Source organism: Ferrovibrio sp. (assembly GCF_017994015.1).
Lineage (GTDB): Bacteria > Pseudomonadota > Alphaproteobacteria > Ferrovibrionales > Ferrovibrionaceae > Ferrovibrio.
This window is the reverse complement of record NZ_JAGOLP010000025.1, coordinates 1-22494: the sequence shown is the minus strand read 5'-3', so window position 1 is coordinate 22494 and position 22494 is coordinate 1. Positions and strand designations below refer to the sequence as shown.

The following is a 22494-nucleotide window of genomic DNA, read 5'->3' as shown; positions in this document are numbered from 1 at the left end:
GATGATTATGTCGGATTGGCCTCAGCGCGGCGGCAGCAGGCGCTGTGGGTCGAGGCGCACGTCGAACCAGTTGACGCGCCAGTCGAGATGCGGCCCGGTGGCGCGCCCGGTGGCGCCCACAGTGCCGATCTGCTCACCCTGGCGCACGCGCTGGCCCACTTTCACATCCACCCGCGCCAGATGTGAATAGGCGCCGTTGATGCCGTGGCCGTGGTCGATGATCACGGTGCCGCCAGTGTAATACACATCGCTGTCAGCAAAAGTGACAATGCCGGCGGTGGAGGCGCGCACCGGCGCGCCGGTTGGTGCAGCGATGTCCAGGCCAAAATGTGGCTGGCGCGGTTCACCATTGAGAATACGCTGGCTGCCATACACGCCGCTGACCGGGCCATCGGCAGGCCAGAGCCAGCCGCCGAGATAATCCAGGCTGGCTGAATTGATCTTGCGCGCTTCGGCGATGCGGGCATTCTCACGCTTGATACGCTCCAGCAGCGCGGCCGGTGGTGTCACCTGGGCCGGCGGCAGGCCGTCAATGCGCTGGATATCGTATTGCCGTTTGCTGATCGTGAGCGGCAGGCTGCTTTCGCTGCCATCCTGGCGCCGCATAACAAAAACCTGGCTGGTAGCCTCATCGCGGCCAAAGCCGAACACAAATTCACCCTGCGGGCCGAGACTGATCGGCCGTTCGCCGAGGCGTAATTGCAGGCCGGGCAGCAAGTCGGGTGCAGCGCGGCCCAGCACCATGCCGCCCTGGCTGAAATCACCCCGCCAGGTGATGCCCGGTGGCGGCGCATTGGCTGCTTCATTTGCCCGGACAAGGCGGGATGCCAGCGGCAGGGTTGCGAAGGGCAGGGCAAACAGCAGCTGGCGGCGAGACAACATAGTCAGTTCAATCAATGCGCTGGCCGCGTATGCCCTGCAACGCGGCGGCGGCATTGACATAAGCCTGTTGGCGCTCGGCATTCCAGTAGCGCAGCCGCTCCAGATCAATCCGTAACCCGGTGACGGCGCAGGTGACATACCGCCCCGGCACGATCACCTGATAGCCTGACATCGAATAATGCAGCCTGGCCTCGCCATCGCGGGTGCCGAAGGATGGGATCATGTCAGAATAGCTCCTCTTGCTGCGCCGGGTTGCCGGCCTTGGCGCCGCCGCGCCGCCGCGCCTCGCCATCCACCACGGCGTTGCGGCGGCCATCACGTAATTCGATGGCGATGCTGCTGCCCGGGCTGAGCGCGGCGGCGCTTTGCACGGCGCGCCCATTTTCATCCAGGATCACGGCATAGCCGCGCGCCAGCACATTGCGGTAGCTCAGGCTTTCCAGCAGCTTGGCCTGCTGTTGCAAGGCGCGGCCGGCCAGATCGGTGCGTTGCGCCACGGCACGGCGCAGCCGGGCCAGGCTGTCATCCAGGCGGCGGCGATAATCGCGGGTCTCGCGCCGCAGCAGCCCGGGCTGCAATTTGGCGAAGCGGGTTTCCATGCGCGCGCGCTGGGCATTGATGCCGACATGCAAAGCATAGCGCAGCCGCTCGGCCAGATCGTCAAAACGCTGCTGCGCCTGGGCCAGTTGCTCGCGCGGGCCGCGCAGGCCACGCGCCAGGCCGTCGAGCTGGCGGCGTTTGTCTGTAGCCAGCCGCGCCATTGAGCGGCGCAGGCGATCATCCAGCCCGGCCACATCCTGCAACAATTCCATCCGCACCGGCACGGCCATTTCGGCGGCGGCGGTTGGGGTGGGCGCGCGGCGGTCGGCGGCAAAATCAATCAGCGTAGTGTCGGTCTCATGCCCCACGGCCGAGATCAGCGGGATTTTCGAGGCGGCGGCGGCACGCACCACATTTTCTTCGTTGAAGGCCATCAGGTCTTCCAGGCTGCCGCCGCCCCGCGCCACAATCAGCAGATCGGGCCGGGGCACCGGGCCATCCACCGGCAGGGCGTTGAAGCCCTGGATGGCGCGGGCCACCTGATCGGCAGCGCCTTCACCCTGCACCAGCACCGGCCAGACCAGCACGCGAGTGGGGAAACGGTCGGCCAGGCGATGCAGGATATCGCGGATCACCGCGCCGGTGGGCGAAGTGACCACGCCGATGACCCGCGGCAGATAGGGCAGGGCGCGTTTGCGCTCGGTGGCAAACAGGCCCTCGGCCGCCAGCTTCTGCTTGCGCTGCTCAAGCAACGCCATCAGCGCGCCGAGGCCGGCCAGTTCCATACGCTCCACCACCATCTGGTATTTTGAGCGCCCGGGATAGGAGGTCAGCTTGCCGGAACAGATCACTTCCATGCCGTCTTCAGGGCGCAGGCCGAGGCGGCCGGCCTGGCCTTTCCAGCACACGGCATCCAGCAGGGAATCGGCGTCTTTGAGGGCAAAATAAAGGTGCCCGGAGGCAGCGCGTTTGAAGCCGGAAATCTCGCCGCGCACACGCACCCAGCCGAAACTTTCCTCGATACTGCGTTTCAGCCGCAACGAGAGTTCGGTAACAGTGAATTCGGGCACGTTGCCGCGCCCGGCCTCGGGTGATTCGCTCATGCGGCAGGCCTTGCTTCCAGGGCCGGCATGATACAAAGATTGCCGCCATTCCGATAGAGACCGAACAACAGGTGAATCCGATGAATCTGCTGGTGGTGGGTTCGGGCGGCCGCGAGCATGCCCTGTGCTGGAATCTGGCCGCCTCGCCGCTGGTCAACAAGCTGATCTGCGCGCCGGGTAATGCCGGCATCGCGGCGGTGGCTACCTGCCGCCCGGTCGGGGTAGGCGATCTAGACGGCCTGCTGCAACTCTGCCGCGACGAGCATATCGATTTTGTTGTCGTCGGCCCGGAAGTGCCGCTGGTGCTGGGGCTGGTGGATAAGCTGGAAGCCGCCGGCTTCGGCTGTTTTGGCCCCAATGCCGCCGCTGCCCGGCTGGAGGGTTCCAAAGGCTTCATGAAGGATATCTGCGCCAAATACGGCATCCCCACGGCCTTTTATGGCCGTTTCGATGCGCTGGCGCCGGCCGAAGCCTATATCCGCAAACATGGCGCGCCGATTGTGGTGAAGGCCGATGGCCTGGCCGCTGGCAAGGGCGTGACGGTGGCGATGACGCTGGACGAAGCATTGCAAGCTGTGCAGGGCCTGTTCACGCAGGCTGGCGCCGAAGTGGTGATTGAGGAATTTCTTGAGGGTGAGGAAGTCAGCTTCTTTGCCCTGGTGGATGGCAAGCATGCCCTGCCGCTGGCCTCGGCCCAGGATCACAAGCGGGTTGGCGATGGCGATAGCGGGCCGAATACCGGCGGCATGGGGGCCTATTCACCTGCCACTGTGCTGACGCCCGATTTGCAGCGCGTGGTGATGGACAGCATCATCAATCCCACCGTGGCAGCGATGCAGGCCGAAGGCGCGCCGTTCAAGGGCGTGCTGTTTGCCGGCCTGATGCTGACGCAGCAGGGCCCCAAGCTGCTCGAATACAATGTGCGGTTCGGCGATCCGGAATGCCAAACCTTGATGCTGCGGCTGAAATCCGATCTGCTGCCGGCGCTGATTGCTGCGCGTGACGGCATGCTGAAGGATTTTGACCTGCGCTGGCATGATGAGGCCGCGCTCTGCGTGGTGATGGCCGGCAAGGGTTATCCGGGTGATCCGGCCCGGGGTGGCGTCATCAGTGGCCTGGAGGCAGCTGCGGCGGTGCCTGGTGCTGCGGTTTTCCATGCCGGCACCAAGCCCGGAACCGATGGTGCCATCATCGCCGATGGCGGCCGCGTGCTCGGGGTTTGCGGCCTGGGGCGCGATGTGGCGGCGGCGCAGGCGGTGGCCTATGCGGCAGTGGGGAAGATTCAGTGGCAGGATGGTTTCTGCCGCTCGGATATTGGCTGGCGCGCCATTGCCCGAGAAAAGTCTGGTGCCCGAGAGAAGTCTGGCGCTGGTGAAAGTACTGCTGCACGCGAATGAACTCCGCAATCATAGACGGTTGCGCCCCCGGTGCCGGCTTGGGTATCGTTGGCCGGATAGTTCAGGGGGAAACGAGTTATGAGTGACCAGGATCGTTTCGTCGGTACCATGCCAGTGCAGGAACGCCATCGTTTTGACGAAGGCGCGCTGGAGGTTTGGCTCAAGGCGAATGTGGAAGATTACCAAGGCCCGCTGGAAGTGCAGCAATTCAAGGGCGGGCAATCCAATCCCACCTTCAAGCTGATCACGCCGAACCGCAAATACGTGCTGCGCCGCAAGCCGCCGGGCAAGCTGTTGCCCTCGGCCCATGCAGTTGATCGTGAATACCGCGTGATCAAGGCTTTGGGCCAGACCGATGTGCCGGTGGCCAAGGCTTATGGCCTGTGTGAGGATGACAGCATCATCGGCACCGCCTTCTATGTGATGGATTGTGTTGAAGGCCGCATCTTCTGGGATCAGCGTCTGCCGGACCTGAACCGTGATGAACGCGGCCAGATTTTTGATGCCATGAACCGCACCATCGCCGCCCTGCACAAGGTGGATTATGCCGCCGTGGGCCTGGGTGATTTCGGCAAGCCGGGTGATTATTTCGCGCGCCAGATTGCGCGCTGGAGCAAGCAGTACAAGGCTTCTGAAACCGAGCATATCCCGGCGATGGAAAAGCTGATCGAGTGGCTGCCGCAGAATATCCCGTCGGGCGACGAGGTTTCGGTTGTGCATGGCGATTACCGCATGGACAACATGATCTTCCATCCTACCGAGCCGCGTGTGGTGGCGGTGCTGGATTGGGAATTGTCCACCCTGGGGCATCCATTGGGTGATTTCAGCTATCATCTGATGAGCTGGCGCCTGGCGCCTGAAGTGTTTCGCGGCATCCAGGGCATCGATTTTGCCGCGCTCGGGATTCCCGATGAGGCGGAATATTGCCGTCTGTATTGCCAGCGCACCGGCCGCGACGGCATTCCGCATCTGGAATTCTATATGGCCTATAACATGTTCCGTATCGCCGGCATTTTGCAGGGGATCATGGGCCGGGTGAAGGATGGCACCGCTGCCAGCGAACATGCGGTTGAATCCGGCAAGCGCGCCAAGCCGATTGCCGAGATCGCCTGGTCGGTGGTCGAAAGGCTCACTGGGGGGAAATGAGCCATGGTGGCGCCTGCCGAGCTGATGCCCGTACAGCCGCAACACCGGTTTGATGAAGCCAGACTGGCCGCCTATTTGCAGGCCAATCTGGCCGATTTCAGGCCGCCGCTGACGGTGAACCAGTTCAAGGGCAGCCAGGCCGCGCCTACCTTTTTGCTGCACAGCCCGGGGCAGAATCATGTGCTGCGCAAACGCCAGGTGGCCAAGAAGGGCAGCACGCTGGCGGAAAGTGTTGAGCGCGATTTTGCGCTCATCAGCAAACTGCATGCTGCCGGCCTGCCGATGGGCATGCCCCGGCTGGTCTGCCTGGATGACAGCGTGATCGGCACACCGTTTTATCTGCTGGATTACATTGCCGGCCGGCATTTCCGCGATCCCAATCTGCCCGGCATGGATGCCAAGCAGCGCCAGGCAATCTATCTGGCGATGGCGCAGGCGATGGCGCAGGTGCATGGCCTTGATCCGCACAGCCTGGGCCTGCCAACCAATGGCGATGGCAGCGCTTATCTGGCGCGCCAGGTGGCGGCTTTGGTGCAGCAATATAATGCCAACCGCACCGAAGAGATTGGCGCCATGGCGCGGCTTCTGGATTGGCTGCCGGCCAATGTGCCGCAGGATGGCATGACCAGCCTGATGCATGGCAATTTCCGGCTCGACAATCTGGTGTTCCATCCCAGTGAATCGCACGTGGTGGCAATGCTGGATTGGGATGTGGCCAGCATCGGCCATCCGCTCGCCGATCTGGCGATCAACTGCATGCCCTATCGTGTCACGATCCCCGGCATGGGCAGCCTACAGGGGGTTGACTATATCGATTCAGGCATTCCGGGCGAGCATGATTATGTTGCCGCCTATTGTGCGGCGCGCGGCATTGAAGGCATCGCGCATTGGAATTTTTTCCTCGCCTTTGCCTTGTTTCGCGTCGCCGTGATGGCGCAGGGCATCCATAAACGCGGGCTGGAGCGTGGCCCGGCCACCCCCACCATCAAGGCTTATGCGGCGGTGGTGCGCTCGGTCGCCAACCAGGCCTGGAACCTGGTTGACGGCGGCGACGACTAATCAGCCGGCCAGACCCCGGAAGCTGCGCAAGGCAAAATCGGCGGCGCGGCCAAAGATGGCGGCTTTCCACGGCGCTGTATCGGTGTAGAAGGCATCACGCAATTGCCGCTTGAGCTGCTTGCCGAGCGGCGAATCCAGTTCACCACGCGCATGCAGCCAATGGTCGCCGCGCAACGCATTCAACACCTGCTGCACCGGCTGGGTGCCGTATTCCATCGCAATGGCGGTAACCTTCACGCTGGCTGGCAGATCAAGAAACGCTTCCGGCACGGTGCCGGTGACGCGGGCCGAGGTTGACGAGCCGTCATTCGGATTGGTGACATCGGCGCCATACCAGGCGCGGGCGCGATCAAGGCCGCCGGTCTTTTCATCACGCGCCGGGCCGACATAGATCGGTTCGCCATAGCCCATCGGGCCGAGGCCGGTATGGTAATCCACGCTGCACAGCGCTTCGATGCCGGCCGGCACATGTTCGGCCAGGATGCGGCGGAAGGTGGCGTTTGACCAGGTTGGCGCGTTGCCGCCGAAGAACAGGCCATCGGCATGGCTGTATTGCCCGCCGGTAACGGCAGCCTGATAGGCCATCATGCCGTTTTCCTGTTGATAGGCCAGGATCCCGCGATCAGCGGCGGCCTTGGCCGGCCCGTCCCAATCAGCCGGGATCAGCCAGTCATGCACATCGGCATAGGCCCGGTTCACCGGCAGCGGCGCGTTGAAATCCTGGAAGTTACGGTTCAGGTCCACGTTATCCTCGGTCACCCGGCGCAGCCAGGCGAAGCCATAGGGATTGATGGCGTGGATCATGATGATCTTGGTATCGGGCGTGGCGGCTTCATACAGCCGTTCGGCGAAAAAGCCGACCTGGCAGCCCGAGCCGCAGAAACCTTCGGCACCATGGGTGCCCGAAGAGGTGAGATAGACGCGCTTGGCATCGGCCGGGCCAAGGCAGGCTACGTCGGTGGTCAGCGGCCCGCCATCGGGCGTGCGCGCTTTGGGATTCTCGTAAGCCGTGAGCGTGGCACCGGCAGCGCGGGCCGAGGCGCGGAACTTGTCCCGCGCCTCGGCATAGCTGGCGGCGAAAAAGTCGGAAACGGTCATGGGGAAACTCGCTTTTTTTGTTTTCTTCTGATCCTGACCGTTTCCGGCCGACTTGTTACGGGCTTAGTTCCAGCGCTGCAATTCGAGGCGGCCGATCTGGTTGCGATGCACCTCATCCGGACCATCGGCAAAACGCAGCGTGCGCGCCTGGGCATAGGAATAGGCCAGCATCTGGTCGTCGGAAATGCCCGACGCGCCATGCACCTGCATCGCCCAGTCGATCACCTGGCAGGCCATGTTCGGCGCCGCCACCTTGATCATGGCAATTTCCTTGCGCGCCGCCTTGTTGCCCACGGTATCCATCTTCCAGGCCGCATGCAGGGTCAGGAAGCGGGCCTGGTCGATCAGGATGCGGGCTTCGGCAATACGCTCCAGCGTCACCGTCTGCTCCGAGATCGGCTTGCCGAAAGCCACGCGGCTCTTGGCGCGCTTGCACATCTTCTCCAGGCTGCGCTCGGCCAGGCCGATCAGACGCATGCAATGGTGGATGCGGCCCGGGCCAAGGCGGCCTTGGGCGATTTCGAAGCCGCGGCCCTCACCAAGCAGCATGTTGCTGGCCGGCACGCGCACATTCTCGAATACCACTTCGCCATGGCCATGCGGCGCATCGTCATAGCCGAATACCGGCAGCATGCGCAGCACCTTCACGCCGGGCGTGTCACGCGGCACCAGGATCATGCTCTGCTGCATGTACTTGTTCGGGTTGGCGGCGTCGGTCTTGCCCATGAAGATGATGATCTTGCAGCGCGGGTCGCCGATGCCCGAGGTCCACCACTTGCGGCCATTGATGACATAATGGTCGCCGTCGCGTTTGATCTCGGATTCGATATTGGTGGCATCCGACGAAGCCACCGCCGGCTCGGTCATGGCGAAGGCCGAGCGGATTTCACCGGCCAGCAGCGGCTCCAGCCACTGCTTCTTGTGCTCCTCGGTGCCGTAACGCTCGATGGTCTCCATATTGCCGGTATCCGGCGCCGAGCAATTGAATACTTCGGGCGCCAGAAACGAACGGCCCATGATTTCGCACAGGCTGCCATATTCATGATTCTTGAGGCCGGCACCGCGATGCGATTCGGGCAGGAACAGGTTCCACAGGCCCTGTGCCTTGGCCTTGGCCTTCAATTCCTCCACCACCTTGGTCGGTTCCCAGCGGTCGCCGGTGGCGATCTCGGCAAAGAAACGGTCTTCGTTCGGGTAGATATGGTCATCCATGAATTTGGTGACCTGTTCCTGCAGCGTTTTCACGCGGTCGGAAAAAGTGAAATCCATCTTGTTGGTCCTTGTTTGATAGTTAGCCGATAACGGTTGACGGACCGAGTTTACTCCCGCTTCCGGCCGCCGGATAGGGCCGTGTCGGTGATCATCATAAGGATGATGGAGGGTAAAACGCTCAGCGCCGGGCGGCGAAAAAATCGCGCAGCAGCACGGCGGCATCAGTTGCCGCCAGGCCGCCATAAACCTCCGGGCGATGATGGCAACTCGGCTGGTTATACAGGCGTGGGCCGTTATCCACCGCGCCGCCCTTGGGGTCATCGGCGCCGTAATACAGCCTTCGCAACCGCGCAAAGGAAATTGCTGCGGCGCACATAGGGCAGGGCTCAAGCGTTACATAGAGGTCGCAGCCGCCCAGGCGTTCCTGGCCCAGTTCGCTGGCGGCGCGGCGGATGGCCAGGATTTCGGCATGCGCGGTCGGGTCGTTCAGCGCCCGGGTCTCATTGCCGGCCTGGCTCACCACGCGGCCGCTCTGGCCTTCCACCAGCACGGCGCCCACCGGCACCTCGCCGCGCGCAGCGGCCAGCCGGGCCTGCTCAAGCGCCAAGTCCATGAAGCCGGAAAGTCGTTCCATGGCGCCAACCTGCTGGAGCCTGCGGGCGCCGTCAAGCGCCAATGATATGTCTTGCATAATACGTTTCGCGTATTATGTTAAGTGACATGATCAAAAGTTTCCGATGCAAGGAAACCATGGCGTTATTCAACGGCCAGAAGACGCGCCGATTTGAAGCCATCAAGGTGGTCGCGTTTCGGCGCCTTGATATGCTGAATGCTGCTATGGCGCTTAACGATCTGCGCGAGCCACCAGGAAATCGCCTGGAGGCATTAAAAGGCAATCGGCGCGACCAGCACAGCATCCGGATCAACGATCAATGGCGAATCTGCTTTGTTTGGCGCGATGGCGCCGAAGATGTGGAAATTGTTGATTATCATTAGGAGCTTGCCATGCGTATCACCACTCATCCTGGCGAAATACTGCGCGAGGAATTCATGTTGCCGCTTGGCTTGAGCGCCAATGCGCTGGCGCTGGCCTTGCGGGTGCCGGCCAATCGTATCGGCGCCATAATCCGCCAGGACACCCCCCGTGCCGTAACAGCAGATACGGCCATGCGGCTGGCGCGTTATTTCAACACCACGCCGCAATTCTGGATGAACCTGCAAAGCGCTTATGACCTCTCTATGGCCCAGGTAAAGTTGCAGGCCGCCATTGAGCGTGACGTGCGGCCTCGTGCTGCTTGAGCGGTTTCTGCCCGCAGCCTATAACCACGCCATGACCAGCAAGTCCCCGGCGCCCCTGATCGGCCTCACCCTGGATTCGGAACAGCCCGGCGGCTATTCGAAATTCCCCTGGTATGCCTTGCGGCAGAATTACTGTTCGGCGGTGAGCCAGAGCGGCGGCGTGCCGCTGGTGCTGCCGCATGAGCCTGGTGCGGTGGCGCGCTATGTTGAGTTGCTGGATGGCCTGATCGTTACCGGCGGCGCCTTCGATGTTGATCCGGCCCTGTTCGGCGCCGAGGCCAAGCATGCCAGCGTCACCACCAAGGATGCGCGCACGCAGTTTGAATGGGCGATTCTCAAGGGCATGCTGGCGGCCAACAAGCCGGTTTTCGGCATCTGCGGCGGCCAGCAATTGCTCAACGTGGTGCTGGGCGGCACGCTGATCCAGCATATCCCCGATGCGGTGCCGGATGCCCTGGCGCATGAACAGCCCAATCCGCGCGACCAGGCCGGCCATGAGGTGCGGATCGCGCCGGGCAGCCGGCTGCATGCCATTGTGGGCGCCGAAACCCTGCCGGTGAATTCGGCGCATCATCAGGCGGTGGCGCAGGTGGCGCCTGGCGCGGCGTGTAATGCCGTGGCGCCGGATGGTGTGATCGAGGGGATCGAACATCCGGATTACCGTTTTTGCATCGGGGTGCAATGGCACCCGGAATTTTTCATCTCGCAAGGCGACCGCGCGCTTTACGCCGCCTTCATTGCCGAGGCCGCCAGATCATGACCGAGACTGCAAAAAAAGAGGGCGCCAAGGATGGCGAGCGCATCGCCAAGCGGCTGGCTCGCGCCGGGCTGTGTTCGCGCCGCGATGCCGAACGCTGGATCGCCGAAGGCCGCGTGATGGTGAATGGCCGTATCCTGGATACGCCGGCCGTGGTGGTGGGCGAGGCGGATCGCATCGTGGTGGATGGCAAGCCGCTGGCGGCGCCGGAACGCACCCGTTTGTGGCTGTTCCACAAGAAGCGCGGCCTGATGACCACGCATCGCGACCCGCAGGGCCGCCCTACGGTGTTTGAAAGTTTGCCGGAAGACATGCCGCGCGTGATCTCGGTCGGCCGGCTGGATTTTAATTCCGAGGGCCTGCTGCTGCTGACCAATGATGGCGCGCTGGCGCGCCGGCTGGAATTGCCCAGCACCGGCTGGCTGCGGCGTTATCGTGTGCGGGTGCATGGCCAGGTGGTGGAGCAGTTGCTGGCCCGGCTGGCCCAGGGCATCACCATTGAGGGGGTGTCCTATGGCGCCATCCAGGCCAGCGTGGAGCGGCAGAAGGGCGATAATGCCTGGCTGCTGATCGGCCTGCGCGAAGGCAAGAACCGCGAAATCCGCCGCGTGATGGAACATCTGGGCTATCCGGTCAGCCGGTTGATCCGGGTTGCCTATGGCCCGTTCCAGCTTGGCTCCTTGCTTGAGGGCGAAGTGAAGGAAGTGCCGGGCAAGGTGCTGGCCGAACAGATGGGAGAGAAACCGGCCAGGCAAAGCAAGGGCCAGGATCGTGGCCAGGACAAGGCCGAGGCCAAGAGTGGCGAGCAGAAACGCAGCCGTCCCGAGGGCCGCCTGACGCTGCAAGGCAAGCCGGAAGCCAAGGCCGGGCCAGGCAAGACGGCCAAGCGGCCGCGCCCGATGCGGCCGCATAACCCGGAACGCCCGCAAAGCCCCGGCCGCCCGCAGAATCCTGGTCGTTCGCAAAATGCTGGGCGTCCGCAAAGCCCCGGGCGGCCAAAGCCCCGGCGCCAGGACTGAGATGCGCATCGTCGGCGGCAGCCATCGCGGCCGGGCGCTGCATGCGCCGCCGGAGCAGACCACACGGCCGACCACCGACCGGGTGCGCGAATCGTTGTTCAACATCCTGCTGCATTCGCCGCGAATGCCTGGCGATGATGGTCGCCCGCTGCTGGAAGGCGGCATAGTGCTGGATGCCTTTGCCGGCAGCGGCGCGCTGAGTTTCGAGGCGCTGTCGCGCGGTGCGCGGCATGCGCATCTGTTTGAGATAGATGCGGCAGCGCGGCGCTGTATCCTGCGCAATGCAGCCGAGCTGGGCCTGGCCGAGCGGATCACATTGCGCGCCACCGATGCTTCTCGGCCGGGGCGCTGCGCGGCTGATATGGCAGCGGATATTGTATTGCTTGATCCGCCTTATCGTTCCGGCCTGGCGGTGCCGGTCTTGCAGGCGCTGGAGCGCGAAGGTTGGCTCAAGCCGCAGGCGCTGGCCATCATTGAGAGTGATGCCAGGGGCAGCCTGGCCCTGCCGCCGGGCTTTGAACTGGTGGATGAACGCCGCCAGGGCCCGGCCCGCCTGAGTTTCCTGCGGCGCGGTGATTGATCAAGGCCGCAGCAATTGCACCGGCTGGCGCCGCACGGTCTGGCGGCCGCGTTTGAACACCATCAGCGGCTCGGCCAGTTCGGCCAATGCATCGCTGGGCCGGGCCGTATCCAGCACCACAAAATCCGCAGGGTTGCCGGGCGTGATGCCGTAATCGCCAAGCTGCATCAGCCGCGCCGGCAGATGCGTCACCAGATCAAGGCAGGCGCCGAAATCGCCGGGCCCGACCTGCGCCACATTGGCGTAGAAATTCGCCATGCGCAGCAGTGAGGCATCGCCAAACGGCGTGAACGGGTTCAGCACATTATTGGTGGCGATCGAGCAGCAGACACCATGCTGCACCAGGCGATGCGCCGCCGTCAGGCCACGCGGCACATTATGGCTGGCCTCGCGCCCGGTGAGATAAAGATCAGTGGCCGGCAGCACGGTGAGCGCCACGCCGCTTTCGGCCAGCAGCCGCGCTGCTGCATCAAATTCCGCCGGCGGCAAAGCCGATAATTTGGTGACATGGCCAATGGCAACGCGGCCCTGATAGCCATGCTGCCGGGTCTGGCGGCACACTTCATCCAGATGGCGCCAGGAAGGATCCAGATCAAAATCGAGATGGAAATCCAGCGCCACGTCAAAATCCCGCGCCATCTCGAATAGCCGCGTTATCTGTGCCTGCGGGTCGCTGTCGGTATAGGGGCAGCCGCCGAGCAGATCGGCGCCATCGCGCAAGGCGGCCAGCAGCAAATCCTCGGTGCCGGGATCGTTGGTCAGGCCTTCCTGCGGAAACACGCAGATTTGCACATCAATCGCCCAGGCATAATCCTGTTTCAGCGCCTTGATCGCTGCAAAGCTGCGCAGCCCGGCGCGCGGATCAACCTCGACATGGCTGCGCATCCGCGTGGTGCCCTTGGCGATGGCCTTGTCCAGCACGCGGGCGCCGCGGGCATAAACATCCTCGGTGGTGAATTCCCGTTTCAGCGCCGAGACGGCACGGATCGCGTCGGCCAGGCTACCATGGTCATGGCCGCAGCGTCCGAGCAGGCAGGCCTTGTCGAGATGTACATGGGTATCGACAAAGCCGGGCAACACGGCATTGCCGCCGGCATCAACGGCCGGGCCATGGGCGCCGGGCGGCAGGCCGATACAGGCGATGCGGCCCTGGCGCACCCCAATATCGACCGGTGCGGCGGCATCGGCCAGCCGGGCATTGCGCAGGATCAGGTCAAAGGCGGCAGCTTGGGGCATGCTTGGGATTTTGCGCTTTACAGCTTGCGTGCAGGAATTGGGTGATTATAGTGCAAAAACTGTATGCACTTATAGAAGGCAGTTTGCCGCATGGCAAGACCTGCCATAACCGCAAGACCTGCCATAACCCCAAGACCTGCCATAACCAGTGGAGCCGGATTGTGAATGCCATCGCCCAACCCATAACGGCAGCCCTGGCCGCGCCGGATGCCGAGATTGTCCGGGCCTATCTGGAAGCCTCGATGGCGCCGGATCCGGATCGCGCCGCCACCTACATGCTGCCCGGCACCAAGATCACCTTCACCGGCGGGCGGGAGTTTGATCATCCACGCGGCCCGACCGGCTTCAATGCCGGGCGCTATCGCTGGGTGAAGAAGCGTATGGACCGTTTCGATGTCTGCCCCGGCGCGGGTGAGACGGTGGTTTACAGCGTCGGCACACTCTATGGCGAATGGCCGGATGGCACGCCGTTTGAGGGCAACCGGTATGTTGATCGATTTGTGGTGCGCGATGGCAAGATCGTGGCCATGGATGTGTGGAATGACAGCGCCGAGCGCATTCTCACCCGGCGCGGCATCGAAGCCTGATATGGTTCAGGCGGCGCTGCGCTGCTGCTTTGGCGCCGGCTTGGTTTTTGCCGCCGGCTCGTCGGCATAAGGCGCCAGGATATCCAGCAAATCCTTGCTGCGCGGCTTGGTGGGCGCCACCAGGGCGCGGCTGGCCACGGCATCCAGATGATGGTGCATCATCTGCATAACCTCTTCGGTTCTGCCTTTAGCCAGTGCATCGATGATGGCACGATGTTCGTTGATGGCGCATTCCGATGAATGCGGCCGGCTGAAGGTGGAAAGCGTCAGGCAGCAGCGATAGGCCACTTCGCTGACATAGCGGATCAGGATCGGGCTGCTGGTCATCTGCGCCAGCAGGATATGGAATTCTGTGGCCAGCCGGATCGAAACCGCATCCGGTCCATCGCGGGCGGCATCTTCCTGATCCACATGCGCCTGCAATTCGGCCAGTTGCGCCTTGGTCAACTGACCGGATAATTGCCGCACGATCAGCGCTTCCAGCGCCATGCGCACATCGAAGGTGTTGCGCGCCTCCTGCCAGCTTGGCGTGGCCACCACGGCAATGCGGTTGCGGCGCAACTCCACCAATCCCTCGGCGGCCAACTGGCCCAGAGCCTGGCGCGCGATGGTGCGGCTGACGCCGAAGCGTTCGCCCAGCGCATCCTCCGGCAGCTTGGCGCCGGGTTCCAAAGCCTGCTCAATGATGGCGCGGCGCAAAGCGCGGCAGATGGTGCCGACCTTGTCGCCGGCTGGGTCGCGTTGCCGCTTGGCGCTGTTCATCATGCTTCCGATTTGACTGCTTGCCGCCCAATTTGTATGCACTTTATCCAATCAAGTGCATAACAAAGCGTCGCTTGATTGTGCGAATCAGCATAAGCCCGCGCCCGAAGCCGGTCAACTGCGCTTCCATAAAGCTGGCATTAAGATTGCATGCACTTTTAGCGATGAACAGCATGCAAACCACCCAGCCCCAAACCACCCAGCCCCAAACCACCCAGCCCTTTGCCATCCCGGCGGCAATCCCTGCCGGCGAGGCGTTGCGCGCCATCGAACTATCGGCCGCCCTGGTCACCTTCGGGCGCGGCGACAAGGCAGTGCCGGCGCTATCGGAAACTTCGCTCAGGATCAATGACGGCGAATTTGTTGCCCTGGTGGGGCCGTCCGGCTGCGGCAAATCCACCATCCTCCGACTGGTCAGTGGCCTGGTATCGCCCAGTTCGGGCGCGGTGATTGTTGGCGGCCGGGAAGTGGCGGCCAAGGCCCTGCGCATCGGCATGGCATTCCAGAACCCCACCATGCTGCCCTGGCTGACCATTGAGCAGAATGTCATGCTGCCGCTCAAGATCGTGCAGCCATTCCGCGCCAGCTACCGACGCGAAAAGCGTGGCAGCTTCCGCGACAAGGCGCATGCGCTGCTGGATCAGGTCGGCCTCAAGGGTTTTGCCGGGCGGTTTCCCTGGCAGCTTTCCGGCGGGATGCTGCAACGGGCCAATCTGTGCCGCGCGCTGATCCATGAGCCGCGCCTGCTGCTGCTGGACGAACCTTTCGGCGCGCTGGATCAATTCACCCGCGAGGAATTATGGGCAATCCTGCAGCAATTATGGCTGACGCATAAGCCCACTGTGCTGCTGGTGACGCATGACCTGCGCGAAGCCGGCTTCCTGGCAAGCCGCATCTGCGTGATGAGCGCACGACCCGGCCGCATCATCGACGACAGCGCGGTGGATTTCCCACGTCCGCGCAACATCGCCATGACCTTCGAGCCGGATTTTGTGGCGCTGAACCAGCGCCTGCGCGACCTGATCGTGGATGCCCGTGGCGTATCCGCGCCAGTTGCAGCGGCGGAGGAATAAACATGCCAGCCCATTTGCGCCAGAAATTCTGGTCCTTCGCCCTGATCGTGCTGTTCTTCGGCGGCTGGGAAGTGTTCTGCCTGGCCAGCGGCATGTCAGACCTGATCCTGCCCAGGCCGAGCCAGGTGATGGAGACGCTGTATAACCGCTTCCCGGTTTTGTGGCCGCATATCATCCGCACGCTTTACACCACGCTCGGCGGCTTTGCGCTTGGCGTGGCGCTGGGTGTGGTGCTGGGCGCGCTGATCGGTGTGTCGCGGGTGGCCTACGACACGGCCTATCCGCTGCTGATCGGTTTCTCATCCATCCCCAAAGTGGCGGTGGTGCCGATCTTTGTGCTGTGGTTCGGCTCCGGCGAAGTGCCGGCGATCCTCACCTCGATTTCGATCTGCTTCTTCCCCATCGTGGTGAATATCGCCACCGGGCTGGCAACAACCGAACCCGAGATGGAGGATGTGCTGAAAGCCCTGGGCGCCAGCAAGTTCGACATCCTGTGGAATGTCGGCCTGCCGCGCACCATGCCGTTTTTCTTCGCCTCGCTGAAAGTGGCGATCACCTATGCCTTCGTCGGCACCGTGCTGGCCGAGACCGTGGCCTCAAATCGCGGCATCGGCAATGTGATGATGAGCGCATCATCGAATTTTGACGTGCCGCTGGTTTTCGCCGGGCTGTTCATTCTGGCCGGCCTGGGCGTGGTGCTGTACCTGGCCTTTTCGCTGATTGAAGCCCGGGTCACTGGCTGGGCCACGCGCAAGAACGACATCGCGGCCGCATGATGAAAATTTTCTTCAACACCGAAACGATCCAAACAAGGAGAGACGGAATGTTTGCGAAACTGACTGCCACCCTGTTGGGTGCCATGCTGCTCACAGGCGGCGCCATGGCCCAGGAAACCACGATCAAGTTCACCCTGGGCTGGAAAACCCAGGGCAGCGATGCGGCCTATCTCTATGCGCTCGACAAGGGCTTCTTCAAGGAAGAGGGCCTCAATGTGGTGATCGATCAGGGCGAAGGCTCGGGCGCCACCGTCACCCGCATCATGTCGGGTGCTTATGATGCCGGCTTCGGCGATGTGAATGCCATCATCCAGAATGCCTCCACCCGGCCGCAGGATGCGCCGGTGATGGTGTATATGATGTGGAACCGGCCGCCCTTTGCCATTGTTGCCAAGGCCAGCAGCGGCATCAACACGATCAAGGATTTTGAAGGCCGCACCCTTGGCGGCGCGCAAGGCACGCCCACCACGCGGCTGCTGCCGGTATTTGTGCGCAGCAATGGCCTGGATGCCAGCAAGATCAAAGTGTCGAACATGGCGCCCAATCTGCAAGAGCCGATGCTGATCAAGGGTGATATCGATGCTGCCCTGGTGTTCAACATCACCAGCTACTTTAATCTGGTGCTGAACCGCCAGGACCCGGACAAGGATTTCAAATGGTTCACCTTCGGCGATTACGGGCTTGATCTGTATTCCAACGGCATGATGGTGTCGCGCAAGCTGATCCAGTCGAACCCCAAGGCGGTGGCCGGCCTGGTGCGCGCAGTGAACAAGGCGATGCTGATCGTGGCCAAGGACCAGAATGCCGCCATGACCTCGGTGGCAAAGTTCGACAATCTGGTGAATGTGCCAGTGGAAAAGCGCCGCCTGCAATATTCCTTCGACAAGCTGATCGTCTCGCCCGAGATGAAGGAAATCGGCATCGGCGACATCAAGGATGACCGCATGACCCGCGCCATCGGCATCGTGGTGGAAGGCTATCAGCTTGAACGCGCCCCGGCGGCATCGGAAGTGTTCTCGCGGCAATTCCTGCCGCCGCGCGCCGAGCGCGAACTGGTCTATACCGCCAATTAAGCCAGCAGCCGGGGCCGCAGATGGGCAGCGTTTTCGCCACCAGCCTGTTTTGCGGCCCCGGCCAGCCTTTGCTCAATGATGTTGAGCTGCACCATGCCGATGGTTTGATCACGGCCATAACCGATGCAGCGCCGCCTGCCGGCGAACGCCGCCTGATCCTGCCGGCCTTGGTCAATGCGCATGATCATGCACGGCCCAGCGCAGCGTCTTTCGGCGCCAGCAACATGCCGCTGGAAAGCTGGATTCTGCGCTCGATTCTCGGCACCCCGCCTGACCCATATCTGGCCGCCGCTGTCTCTTTCGGCCGCAATGCGCGTGCCGGCAGCGGCGCCATGATGGTGCATTACACCCGGCCCAGCGGCAGAATGAGCCTGGTGGATGAGGCCCGGGCGATTGCCCGTGCGGCCCAGGATGTTGGCCTCCGCATCGCCTTCGCCCTGGCGGTGCGCGATCAGAATCCGCTGCTTTATGGCGATGCTGCGCCGCTGCTGGCCGCTTTGGCTCCGGCCGAGCGCGTCATTGTGGAACAGGCATTCCCGCAGCGGTCGCTGCCGCCGCAGGCCTATCTTGAGCAGATCGACGAGATTGCCGCCGCCATCGCCGGCCCGATGCTGGATGTGCAATTCGGCCCGGCCGGGGTGCAATGGTGTTCGCGGCCCTTGCTGGAAGCCATCGCGGCGCATTCAGCGCAAAGCGGCCGGCGCATCCATATGCACCTGCTTGAAACCGTCTACCAGCGCGCCTGGGCCGACCGGCATTTCCCGCAGGGCGTGGTGCGTTATCTCAAGGATATAGGCCTGTTATCCGAGCGGCTGACGCTGGCGCATTGTATCCATGCGCGGCCCGATGAATTGGACATGATTGCCGAATCCGACGCGCGTATCGTCACCAATTTCAGCTCCAACCTGCACCTGCATTCCGGCTTGGCGCCGGTTGCAGCGGCGCATCGGCGCGGCTGCCGCATAGCCGTGGGTGTGGATGGTGTGGCGCTGGACGAGGATGACGATGCCTTGCGCGAGATGCGCCTGGTGCAGCTGGCGCATGATGGCATCGGCTTTGAGCGCGTTTGGGGCCGGGCGGAATTCCTCGATCTGGCAATCCGCCATGGCCGCCATGCCACGGGTGCACCCGGCAATGGCCGGTTGCTGCCGGGCGAAGCGGCGGATTTTATCAGCATTGATCTCGACCGGCTCGACCGCGATGCGTTGCTGCCGGTTGATCCGCTTGATCTGCTCTTTGCCCGCGGCAATGCCAGTTATGTGCGCGAAGTGGTGGTGGCGGGAAGAACCATCGCTCGCGATGGCGAGCCTACCGGGATTGATTTGCCGGCGCTTGAAGCCGAATTGCGCAAAGCCTATCGCCAGGCCATGCCAAATTATGCCGGTTTCCTGGCCGCCTGGCAGCCGCTGGAAGGCGCCATCACACAGGCCTACCGCACTGGATACGGCTGCGGCTGATCGGGCTGGCCTGAATTGCTTCAGGCCAGCCCGCTGCCGCGTCAGGCATTCTGCTGTTTGGTTTCGTTGCGGGTTTTCCACAGCGAATAGACGATACCGGCTGCAATCAGGGCAAAGGTTACGCCCAGGCTGAGCACGGGCGGGAATTTCGCGCCGGTCAGCACAAAATCGCTGATAAAAATCTTCGCACCGATGAACACCAGCACCGCAGCCAGGGCATATTTCAGATAGTGGAAGCGGTGCACCATGGCAGCCAGCGCAAAATAGAGCGCGCGCAGGCCAAGGATCGCCATGATGTTGGAGGTGTAGACGATGAAGGTGTCGGTGGTGATGGCAAAGATCGCCGGCACACTGTCGACAGCAAAAACCAGGTCAGCAAGGTTGATCACCACCAGCGCAAGAAAGAGCGGCGTTGCCGATGTTACCAGCTTGCCTGTCTTGGGGCTTTTGACGCGCACAAAGAAGCGCTGGCCGTGCAATTCACGCGTTACCGGCATCATCCGCGAGATCAGGCGAACCGCTGGGTTATTTGCCACATCCATCGGCTCGTCACCGACAAAGAACATTTTGATCCCGGTGAAGATCAGGAAGGCGGCAAACAGGTAGAGCACCCAGTAGGCCTGATTCACCAGGGCGGCGCCGCCCGCAATCATCAGGCCGCGCAGCACGATCACGGCAATGATGCCCCAGAGCAGTGCCCGGTATTGATATTTCGCCGGAATGGCGAAATAGGTGAAGATCAGGCTGATCACGAACACATTGTCGATCGACAGCGCCTTCTCGATGAAGAAGCCGGTATAATATTGCATGCCGGGTTCGGGGCCGCGCGAATACCAGATCCAGGCGCCGAATAGCAGCGCGATGCCGATATAGAAAGCCGATAGTTTAAGGCTTTCGGCAATGCCCATCTCGCGGTCGTCCTTGTGCAACACGCCAAGGTCAAAGGCCGTGAGTGTCACCACCAGTAGCAGGAAGGACAACCAGAACCAGACCGGCGTTCCCAGCCAGTCAGCAAACAGAAATTCCATGGGATCTCTCGCTCAAGAGGTTGGATGGAAGACGGTGCTGTGCGTAGGTACTGGCCTGCCGGGCCATGCTGGTTGCGGCATGGCTGCATTTTGCGATCACAGGCAGATAGTCCGGGCGCAAGCCCCGTCCTCCATTGCTGGATTGTGGGTCACCGGAGGAGCCGAGCTTTCGGGGGCGCAGACGGGCCTGATGAGCATCGGAACTTCCGATGCGATCCGACATCACGAGACATGTCTCGTCAGAGGGGCCCGGTTCGCAAACAGGAATTAGGAAGCGCAGGGCTGGATGTCAAGGCCGGTTTCTGTGGAAATTTTCCGGCCTCGATACGGTTTTTTGTTGGCTCGACCAACGCCACGCTCAAGGCAATCGGCTGACCGGTCATGGCGTGGTGGATCACCCGGAACCGAAAAGCCGTGACTGAACACCGCTCAACCAGGATTTGATGCTCCGGCCGCTATAAATGATGGTGACGAAAGTGATATGGGCAAGGATGAGCCAAAGCGAAGATTCCGCTATCACCTCATGCAGGTCTTCCATCCGTGGCAGGATGTCTGTCATGGCGCCACTGGTCGCTGCCAGACCGACGATAGCGAGCAGCGTAACAGCAAACCATGCAAAGAATGGGTTGCGGCCGCGCCGCCGCCTGAGCCAGGTTTGAATATCGCCCGGTGACGGTCGTGGCAGGCGCAAGGGATGGCCGATCGGTGCCAGCAAGCCAACAATCAGCCGCACGGCAAGTACCGTCAGAACCAGATAGCCAGAAAATTGGTGCATGGCATAAGTGTCTTTATCCGCCGTAATGTAAGAGACTAGGTATCCGCCCGCAAACATGGCATGCCAAATCCGCAGTAACGTAAAGGCGTGCTTTCTAATAAGCTGCGCAAGCTCCATCATAATCGGAATGGCCTTAGTATCAGTCATCATCGTGAGTGCTCTTGTGCTTATGGCTGGTTAAATCACCTCCCTGATGCTTTCTGTGCTCGCCCGCCTTGTCGCGCAGAATGCGTACACTGATGTCTCCTGCTTCGGCATTTTCCCTGGCGGCGAAGCGGGCCGGCTTGGTAGTCATGGTAACAGCGTATAGGGTTGCACAGGCGCCAATTACGGCGGCAGCGAGTAGGGCCTGAAGCAGCATCTTGCGCAGCATTGGAGATCTCATTCCTGGTACGAATGAGATCAGTTTAGGTGGCGCTGTCTGAACCAAGTCTGAGGAATGTGTTCATCCACCATTCATAATTCCAGAAAACCGACATTATCCATCAGGCCAAAGTCTACCGGTGTTGCCTTCGTAAAAAGGCCTGATCGGGCTAGCGCGCTTCTGCCTCATAAATGGCGGCCGCTGTTTGAAATAGATCGCTGTGACGCGCGCCAGTTCCGCTGCATGAGCGCCGGCGTCAGACACCGCCAGGATCACACCGGCGGTGACAATGCCAGATCGCAGCGTACTGAAGAGTCCTTGTCCGGTGCTCTGATCCCCGTCGATCAAATGGTAGGGCGCATAACACAGACACGGGAAAAGGTCTGCCACTAGATTGGATATCCGAGCTTAATGATGCCCGGCGGAAAATGGAGGAATGGAACAAGTGCTGCAATGAAGTAAGAACGCATGGCGCAATCGGGCAGAAAGTTCCAATCAGCGCCCGGGATCGCGGTGGCACAGCCGGCCCGCTATCGTGATCACAAGGCGGAAATTCTGAGTCCCGGCGGGCCAAAGGTGGGTCTCAGAGTACCCACCATCAAACTAACATTGTCGGAAACCACGTTAGTTGACAATTTTCGGGCCGATTCCGGCGAGTCGTACCGAGTCGGATGACAATTTATCACCATCTTTTCTGACAACTTCCGGCAAAAGAACCGTCTTTCCTGACAATACCTGTATTTGACCGAGCACCGGCCTGGAAACTGCCCTCAGCCCAGACTTTATAGATCCAGTCCCCGGGGCGAGTTCATGGCACAATGCGGCCCAGACGGGGGCCGGCGGCTTGCCCCAACGACCGCCCGGCACCAGGGGAACCACCTGCAGGTATGCCATGCCTCGGACCAAAGCCGACCCGCAAACCATTATTGTCGCCAGAGCCAGGCGGAGCCGCGCCGCCAGGAGAAGGCTGCTTGAGAAGGCAGTAAAGCAGCTGAACGATCAACCCAGGATCGCCCTGCAAACCATGGGCTACTATGTGGAAGCCACTTGTGGCTTTAAAGGCTTGGCCCAGCAAACCGGGATTCGGAGGGAGCGCCTGGTCCGGATGCTGAGTTCGGCCGGCAGACCCAGGTTAAGGAATTTCGGGTATACGGATTTAATGGTTGATGGGGCACCTTCACCCCATCAATCTGATACCACCCTCAGATGGTTGATAGATCGACTCCGTAGTTGAGTTCCTCTGCGAAGTCCGGCAGTCCGTAACCGATGGT

The 22494-nt window shown here is 61.9% G+C and carries 24 protein-coding genes and 1 pseudogene; 14 read left to right on the top strand and 11 right to left on the bottom strand.

Annotated features, from left to right (window positions below):
* Window positions 1-21: 21 nt before the first annotated feature.
* From KBB36_RS12950 to xseA, 3 genes are read right to left on the bottom strand one after another with little or no spacing between them, the layout of a single operon-like run.
* Window positions 22-882: a M23 family metallopeptidase gene (locus KBB36_RS12950; RefSeq protein ID WP_290981358.1), complete on the bottom strand. Its 861-nt coding sequence runs from the start codon at window positions 880-882 to the stop codon at window positions 22-24.
* Between the two features lie 7 nt (window positions 883-889).
* Window positions 890-1105 (bottom strand): DUF2093 domain-containing protein, encoded by a 216-nt coding sequence (locus KBB36_RS12945; protein WP_290981356.1) that lies wholly within the window; start codon window positions 1103-1105, stop codon window positions 890-892.
* Window position 1106: 1 nt separating this feature from the next.
* Complete coding sequence (gene xseA / locus KBB36_RS12940; protein WP_290981353.1) at window positions 1107-2525, bottom strand: exodeoxyribonuclease VII large subunit; 1419 nt, start codon at window positions 2523-2525, stop codon at window positions 1107-1109.
* Between the two features lie 80 nt (window positions 2526-2605).
* Here xseA and purD point away from each other — a divergent pair, with 80 nt between their 5' ends.
* The 3 genes from purD to KBB36_RS12925 all read left to right on the top strand — a co-directional run bounded on the left by purD (window position 2606) and on the right by KBB36_RS12925 (window position 6127).
* A complete protein-coding gene (purD, locus tag KBB36_RS12935; protein ID WP_290981350.1) occupies window positions 2606-3922 on the top strand; it encodes a phosphoribosylamine--glycine ligase in 1317 nt (438 codons plus the stop codon).
* Window positions 3923-4000: 78 nt separating this feature from the next.
* Entirely contained in the window at window positions 4001-5068 is a 1068-nt protein-coding gene (locus tag KBB36_RS12930) for a phosphotransferase family protein (RefSeq protein WP_290981347.1), read from the top strand.
* Window positions 5069-5071: 3 nt separating this feature from the next.
* Window positions 5072-6127: a phosphotransferase gene (locus KBB36_RS12925; RefSeq protein WP_290981344.1), complete on the top strand. Its 1056-nt coding sequence runs from the start codon at window positions 5072-5074 to the stop codon at window positions 6125-6127.
* On the opposite strand, the gene KBB36_RS12920 is transcribed toward KBB36_RS12925, so the two are convergent.
* The 3 genes from KBB36_RS12920 to KBB36_RS12910 all read right to left on the bottom strand — a co-directional run bounded on the left by KBB36_RS12920 (window position 6128) and on the right by KBB36_RS12910 (window position 9071).
* Window positions 6128-7225 carry a M14 family metallopeptidase gene (locus KBB36_RS12920; RefSeq protein ID WP_290981342.1) on the bottom strand — a complete coding sequence of 366 codons (1098 nt, stop codon included), beginning with the start codon at window positions 7223-7225 and terminating at the stop codon, window positions 6128-6130.
* Window positions 7226-7288: 63 nt separating this feature from the next.
* Window positions 7289-8494, bottom strand: coding sequence for an acyl-CoA dehydrogenase family protein (locus KBB36_RS12915; protein ID WP_290981340.1), 1206 nt, complete (start codon window positions 8492-8494; stop codon window positions 7289-7291).
* A 121-nt stretch (window positions 8495-8615) separates the two neighbouring features.
* The gene (locus tag KBB36_RS12910; RefSeq protein ID WP_290981338.1) at window positions 8616-9071 is read right to left on the bottom strand and encodes a nucleoside deaminase; all 456 of its coding nucleotides are present in this window, start codon (window positions 9069-9071) and stop codon (window positions 8616-8618) included.
* 86 nt (window positions 9072-9157) lie between these two features.
* Here KBB36_RS12910 and KBB36_RS12905 point away from each other — a divergent pair, with 86 nt between their 5' ends.
* The 5 genes from KBB36_RS12905 to rsmD are packed head-to-tail and all read left to right on the top strand — an operon-like array spanning window position 9158 to window position 12092.
* Window positions 9158-9433, top strand: a complete 276-nt coding sequence (locus tag KBB36_RS12905) for a type II toxin-antitoxin system RelE/ParE family toxin (protein WP_290981335.1) — start codon at window positions 9158-9160, stop codon at window positions 9431-9433.
* A gap of 9 nt (window positions 9434-9442) precedes the next feature.
* Complete coding sequence (locus KBB36_RS12900) at window positions 9443-9736, top strand: HigA family addiction module antitoxin (RefSeq protein WP_290981332.1); 294 nt, start codon at window positions 9443-9445, stop codon at window positions 9734-9736.
* Window positions 9737-9767: 31 nt separating this feature from the next.
* Window positions 9768-10496 (top strand): gamma-glutamyl-gamma-aminobutyrate hydrolase family protein, encoded by a 729-nt coding sequence (locus KBB36_RS12895; protein ID WP_290981329.1) that lies wholly within the window; start codon window positions 9768-9770, stop codon window positions 10494-10496.
* A complete protein-coding gene (locus KBB36_RS12890; RefSeq protein ID WP_290981326.1) occupies window positions 10493-11512 on the top strand; it encodes a pseudouridine synthase in 1020 nt (339 codons plus the stop codon). Before KBB36_RS12895 ends, KBB36_RS12890 begins: the two co-directional genes overlap by 4 nt.
* Before the next feature lies 1 nt (window position 11513).
* Entirely contained in the window at window positions 11514-12092 is a 579-nt protein-coding gene (gene rsmD / locus KBB36_RS12885) for a 16S rRNA (guanine(966)-N(2))-methyltransferase RsmD (protein WP_290981324.1), read from the top strand.
* Here the strand turns inward: rsmD and KBB36_RS12880 are convergent, their stop codons facing one another.
* Complete coding sequence (locus tag KBB36_RS12880; RefSeq protein WP_290981321.1) at window positions 12093-13328, bottom strand: amidohydrolase family protein; 1236 nt, start codon at window positions 13326-13328, stop codon at window positions 12093-12095. It lies immediately after the preceding gene.
* Window positions 13329-13378: 50 nt separating this feature from the next.
* On the opposite strand from KBB36_RS12880, the gene KBB36_RS12875 reads away from it, so the two are divergent.
* Window positions 13379-13915, top strand: a complete 537-nt coding sequence (locus tag KBB36_RS12875) for a nuclear transport factor 2 family protein (protein ID WP_290981318.1) — start codon at window positions 13379-13381, stop codon at window positions 13913-13915.
* A 6-nt stretch (window positions 13916-13921) separates the two neighbouring features.
* On the opposite strand, the gene KBB36_RS12870 is transcribed toward KBB36_RS12875, so the two are convergent.
* A complete protein-coding gene (locus KBB36_RS12870) occupies window positions 13922-14680 on the bottom strand; it encodes a GntR family transcriptional regulator (protein WP_290981315.1) in 759 nt (252 codons plus the stop codon).
* A 170-nt stretch (window positions 14681-14850) separates the two neighbouring features.
* Between KBB36_RS12870 and KBB36_RS12865 the strand changes: the two genes are divergently transcribed.
* The 4 genes from KBB36_RS12865 to KBB36_RS12850 are packed head-to-tail and all read left to right on the top strand — an operon-like array spanning window position 14851 to window position 19056.
* Window positions 14851-15750, top strand: coding sequence for an ABC transporter ATP-binding protein (locus KBB36_RS12865; RefSeq protein WP_290981312.1), 900 nt, complete (start codon window positions 14851-14853; stop codon window positions 15748-15750).
* A 2-nt stretch (window positions 15751-15752) separates the two neighbouring features.
* A complete protein-coding gene (locus KBB36_RS12860) occupies window positions 15753-16526 on the top strand; it encodes an ABC transporter permease (RefSeq protein ID WP_290981309.1) in 774 nt (257 codons plus the stop codon).
* Between the two features lie 47 nt (window positions 16527-16573).
* Window positions 16574-17599, top strand: a complete 1026-nt coding sequence (locus KBB36_RS12855; RefSeq protein ID WP_290981307.1) for an ABC transporter substrate-binding protein — start codon at window positions 16574-16576, stop codon at window positions 17597-17599.
* Window positions 17600-17619: 20 nt separating this feature from the next.
* Entirely contained in the window at window positions 17620-19056 is a 1437-nt protein-coding gene (locus KBB36_RS12850) for an amidohydrolase family protein (RefSeq protein WP_290981304.1), read from the top strand.
* Between the two features lie 41 nt (window positions 19057-19097).
* On the opposite strand, the gene KBB36_RS12845 is transcribed toward KBB36_RS12850, so the two are convergent.
* The 3 genes from KBB36_RS12845 to KBB36_RS12835 form a co-directional block, all read right to left on the bottom strand.
* Window positions 19098-20084, bottom strand: a complete 987-nt coding sequence (locus KBB36_RS12845; RefSeq protein ID WP_290981301.1) for a TerC family protein — start codon at window positions 20082-20084, stop codon at window positions 19098-19100.
* A gap of 394 nt (window positions 20085-20478) precedes the next feature.
* Complete coding sequence (locus tag KBB36_RS12840; protein WP_290981298.1) at window positions 20479-21009, bottom strand: hypothetical protein; 531 nt, start codon at window positions 21007-21009, stop codon at window positions 20479-20481.
* Window positions 20999-21232, bottom strand: coding sequence for a hypothetical protein (locus KBB36_RS12835; protein ID WP_290981295.1), 234 nt, complete (start codon window positions 21230-21232; stop codon window positions 20999-21001). The genes KBB36_RS12840 and KBB36_RS12835 overlap by 11 nt, the downstream gene beginning before the upstream one ends.
* Before the next feature lie 398 nt (window positions 21233-21630).
* Here KBB36_RS12835 and KBB36_RS12830 point away from each other — a divergent pair.
* Window positions 21631-21762: pseudogene (locus KBB36_RS12830) on the top strand (IS3 family transposase); the annotation flags it as partial.
* Window positions 21763-22494: the final 732 nt, after the last annotated feature.

Bases quoted from the DNA above. Each gene is read 5' to 3' on its own strand.
- KBB36_RS12930 (WP_290981347.1), top strand. From the start codon at position 4,001: ATGAGTGACCAGGATCGTTTCGTCGGTACCATGCCAGTGCAGGAACGC.
- KBB36_RS12950 (WP_290981358.1), bottom strand. From the start codon at position 882: ATGTTGTCTCGCCGCCAGCTGCTGTTTGCCCTGCCCTTCGCAACCCTG.
- rsmD (WP_290981324.1), top strand. From the start codon at position 11,514: ATGCGCATCGTCGGCGGCAGCCATCGCGGCCGGGCGCTGCATGCGCCG.
- KBB36_RS12890 (WP_290981326.1), top strand. From the start codon at position 10,493: ATGACCGAGACTGCAAAAAAAGAGGGCGCCAAGGATGGCGAGCGCATC.
- KBB36_RS12945 (WP_290981356.1), bottom strand. From the start codon at position 1,105: ATGATCCCATCCTTCGGCACCCGCGATGGCGAGGCCAGGCTGCATTAT.
- KBB36_RS12920 (WP_290981342.1), bottom strand. From the start codon at position 7,225: ATGACCGTTTCCGACTTTTTCGCCGCCAGCTATGCCGAGGCGCGGGAC.
- KBB36_RS12850 (WP_290981304.1), top strand. From the start codon at position 17,620: ATGGGCAGCGTTTTCGCCACCAGCCTGTTTTGCGGCCCCGGCCAGCCT.
- KBB36_RS12880 (WP_290981321.1), bottom strand. From the start codon at position 13,328: ATGCCCCAAGCTGCCGCCTTTGACCTGATCCTGCGCAATGCCCGGCTG.
- KBB36_RS12905 (WP_290981335.1), top strand. From the start codon at position 9,158: ATGATCAAAAGTTTCCGATGCAAGGAAACCATGGCGTTATTCAACGGC.
- purD (WP_290981350.1), top strand. From the start codon at position 2,606: ATGAATCTGCTGGTGGTGGGTTCGGGCGGCCGCGAGCATGCCCTGTGC.
- KBB36_RS12840 (WP_290981298.1), bottom strand. From the start codon at position 21,009: ATGATGACTGATACTAAGGCCATTCCGATTATGATGGAGCTTGCGCAG.
- xseA (WP_290981353.1), bottom strand. From the start codon at position 2,525: ATGAGCGAATCACCCGAGGCCGGGCGCGGCAACGTGCCCGAATTCACT.
- KBB36_RS12855 (WP_290981307.1), top strand. From the start codon at position 16,574: ATGTTTGCGAAACTGACTGCCACCCTGTTGGGTGCCATGCTGCTCACA.
- KBB36_RS12835 (WP_290981295.1), bottom strand. From the start codon at position 21,232: ATGCTGCGCAAGATGCTGCTTCAGGCCCTACTCGCTGCCGCCGTAATT.
- KBB36_RS12865 (WP_290981312.1), top strand. From the start codon at position 14,851: ATGCAAACCACCCAGCCCCAAACCACCCAGCCCCAAACCACCCAGCCC.
- KBB36_RS12915 (WP_290981340.1), bottom strand. From the start codon at position 8,494: ATGGATTTCACTTTTTCCGACCGCGTGAAAACGCTGCAGGAACAGGTC.
- KBB36_RS12860 (WP_290981309.1), top strand. From the start codon at position 15,753: ATGCCAGCCCATTTGCGCCAGAAATTCTGGTCCTTCGCCCTGATCGTG.
- KBB36_RS12895 (WP_290981329.1), top strand. From the start codon at position 9,768: ATGACCAGCAAGTCCCCGGCGCCCCTGATCGGCCTCACCCTGGATTCG.
- KBB36_RS12900 (WP_290981332.1), top strand. From the start codon at position 9,443: ATGCGTATCACCACTCATCCTGGCGAAATACTGCGCGAGGAATTCATG.
- KBB36_RS12910 (WP_290981338.1), bottom strand. From the start codon at position 9,071: ATGGAACGACTTTCCGGCTTCATGGACTTGGCGCTTGAGCAGGCCCGG.
- KBB36_RS12870 (WP_290981315.1), bottom strand. From the start codon at position 14,680: ATGATGAACAGCGCCAAGCGGCAACGCGACCCAGCCGGCGACAAGGTC.
- KBB36_RS12925 (WP_290981344.1), top strand. From the start codon at position 5,072: ATGGTGGCGCCTGCCGAGCTGATGCCCGTACAGCCGCAACACCGGTTT.
- KBB36_RS12845 (WP_290981301.1), bottom strand. From the start codon at position 20,084: ATGGAATTTCTGTTTGCTGACTGGCTGGGAACGCCGGTCTGGTTCTGG.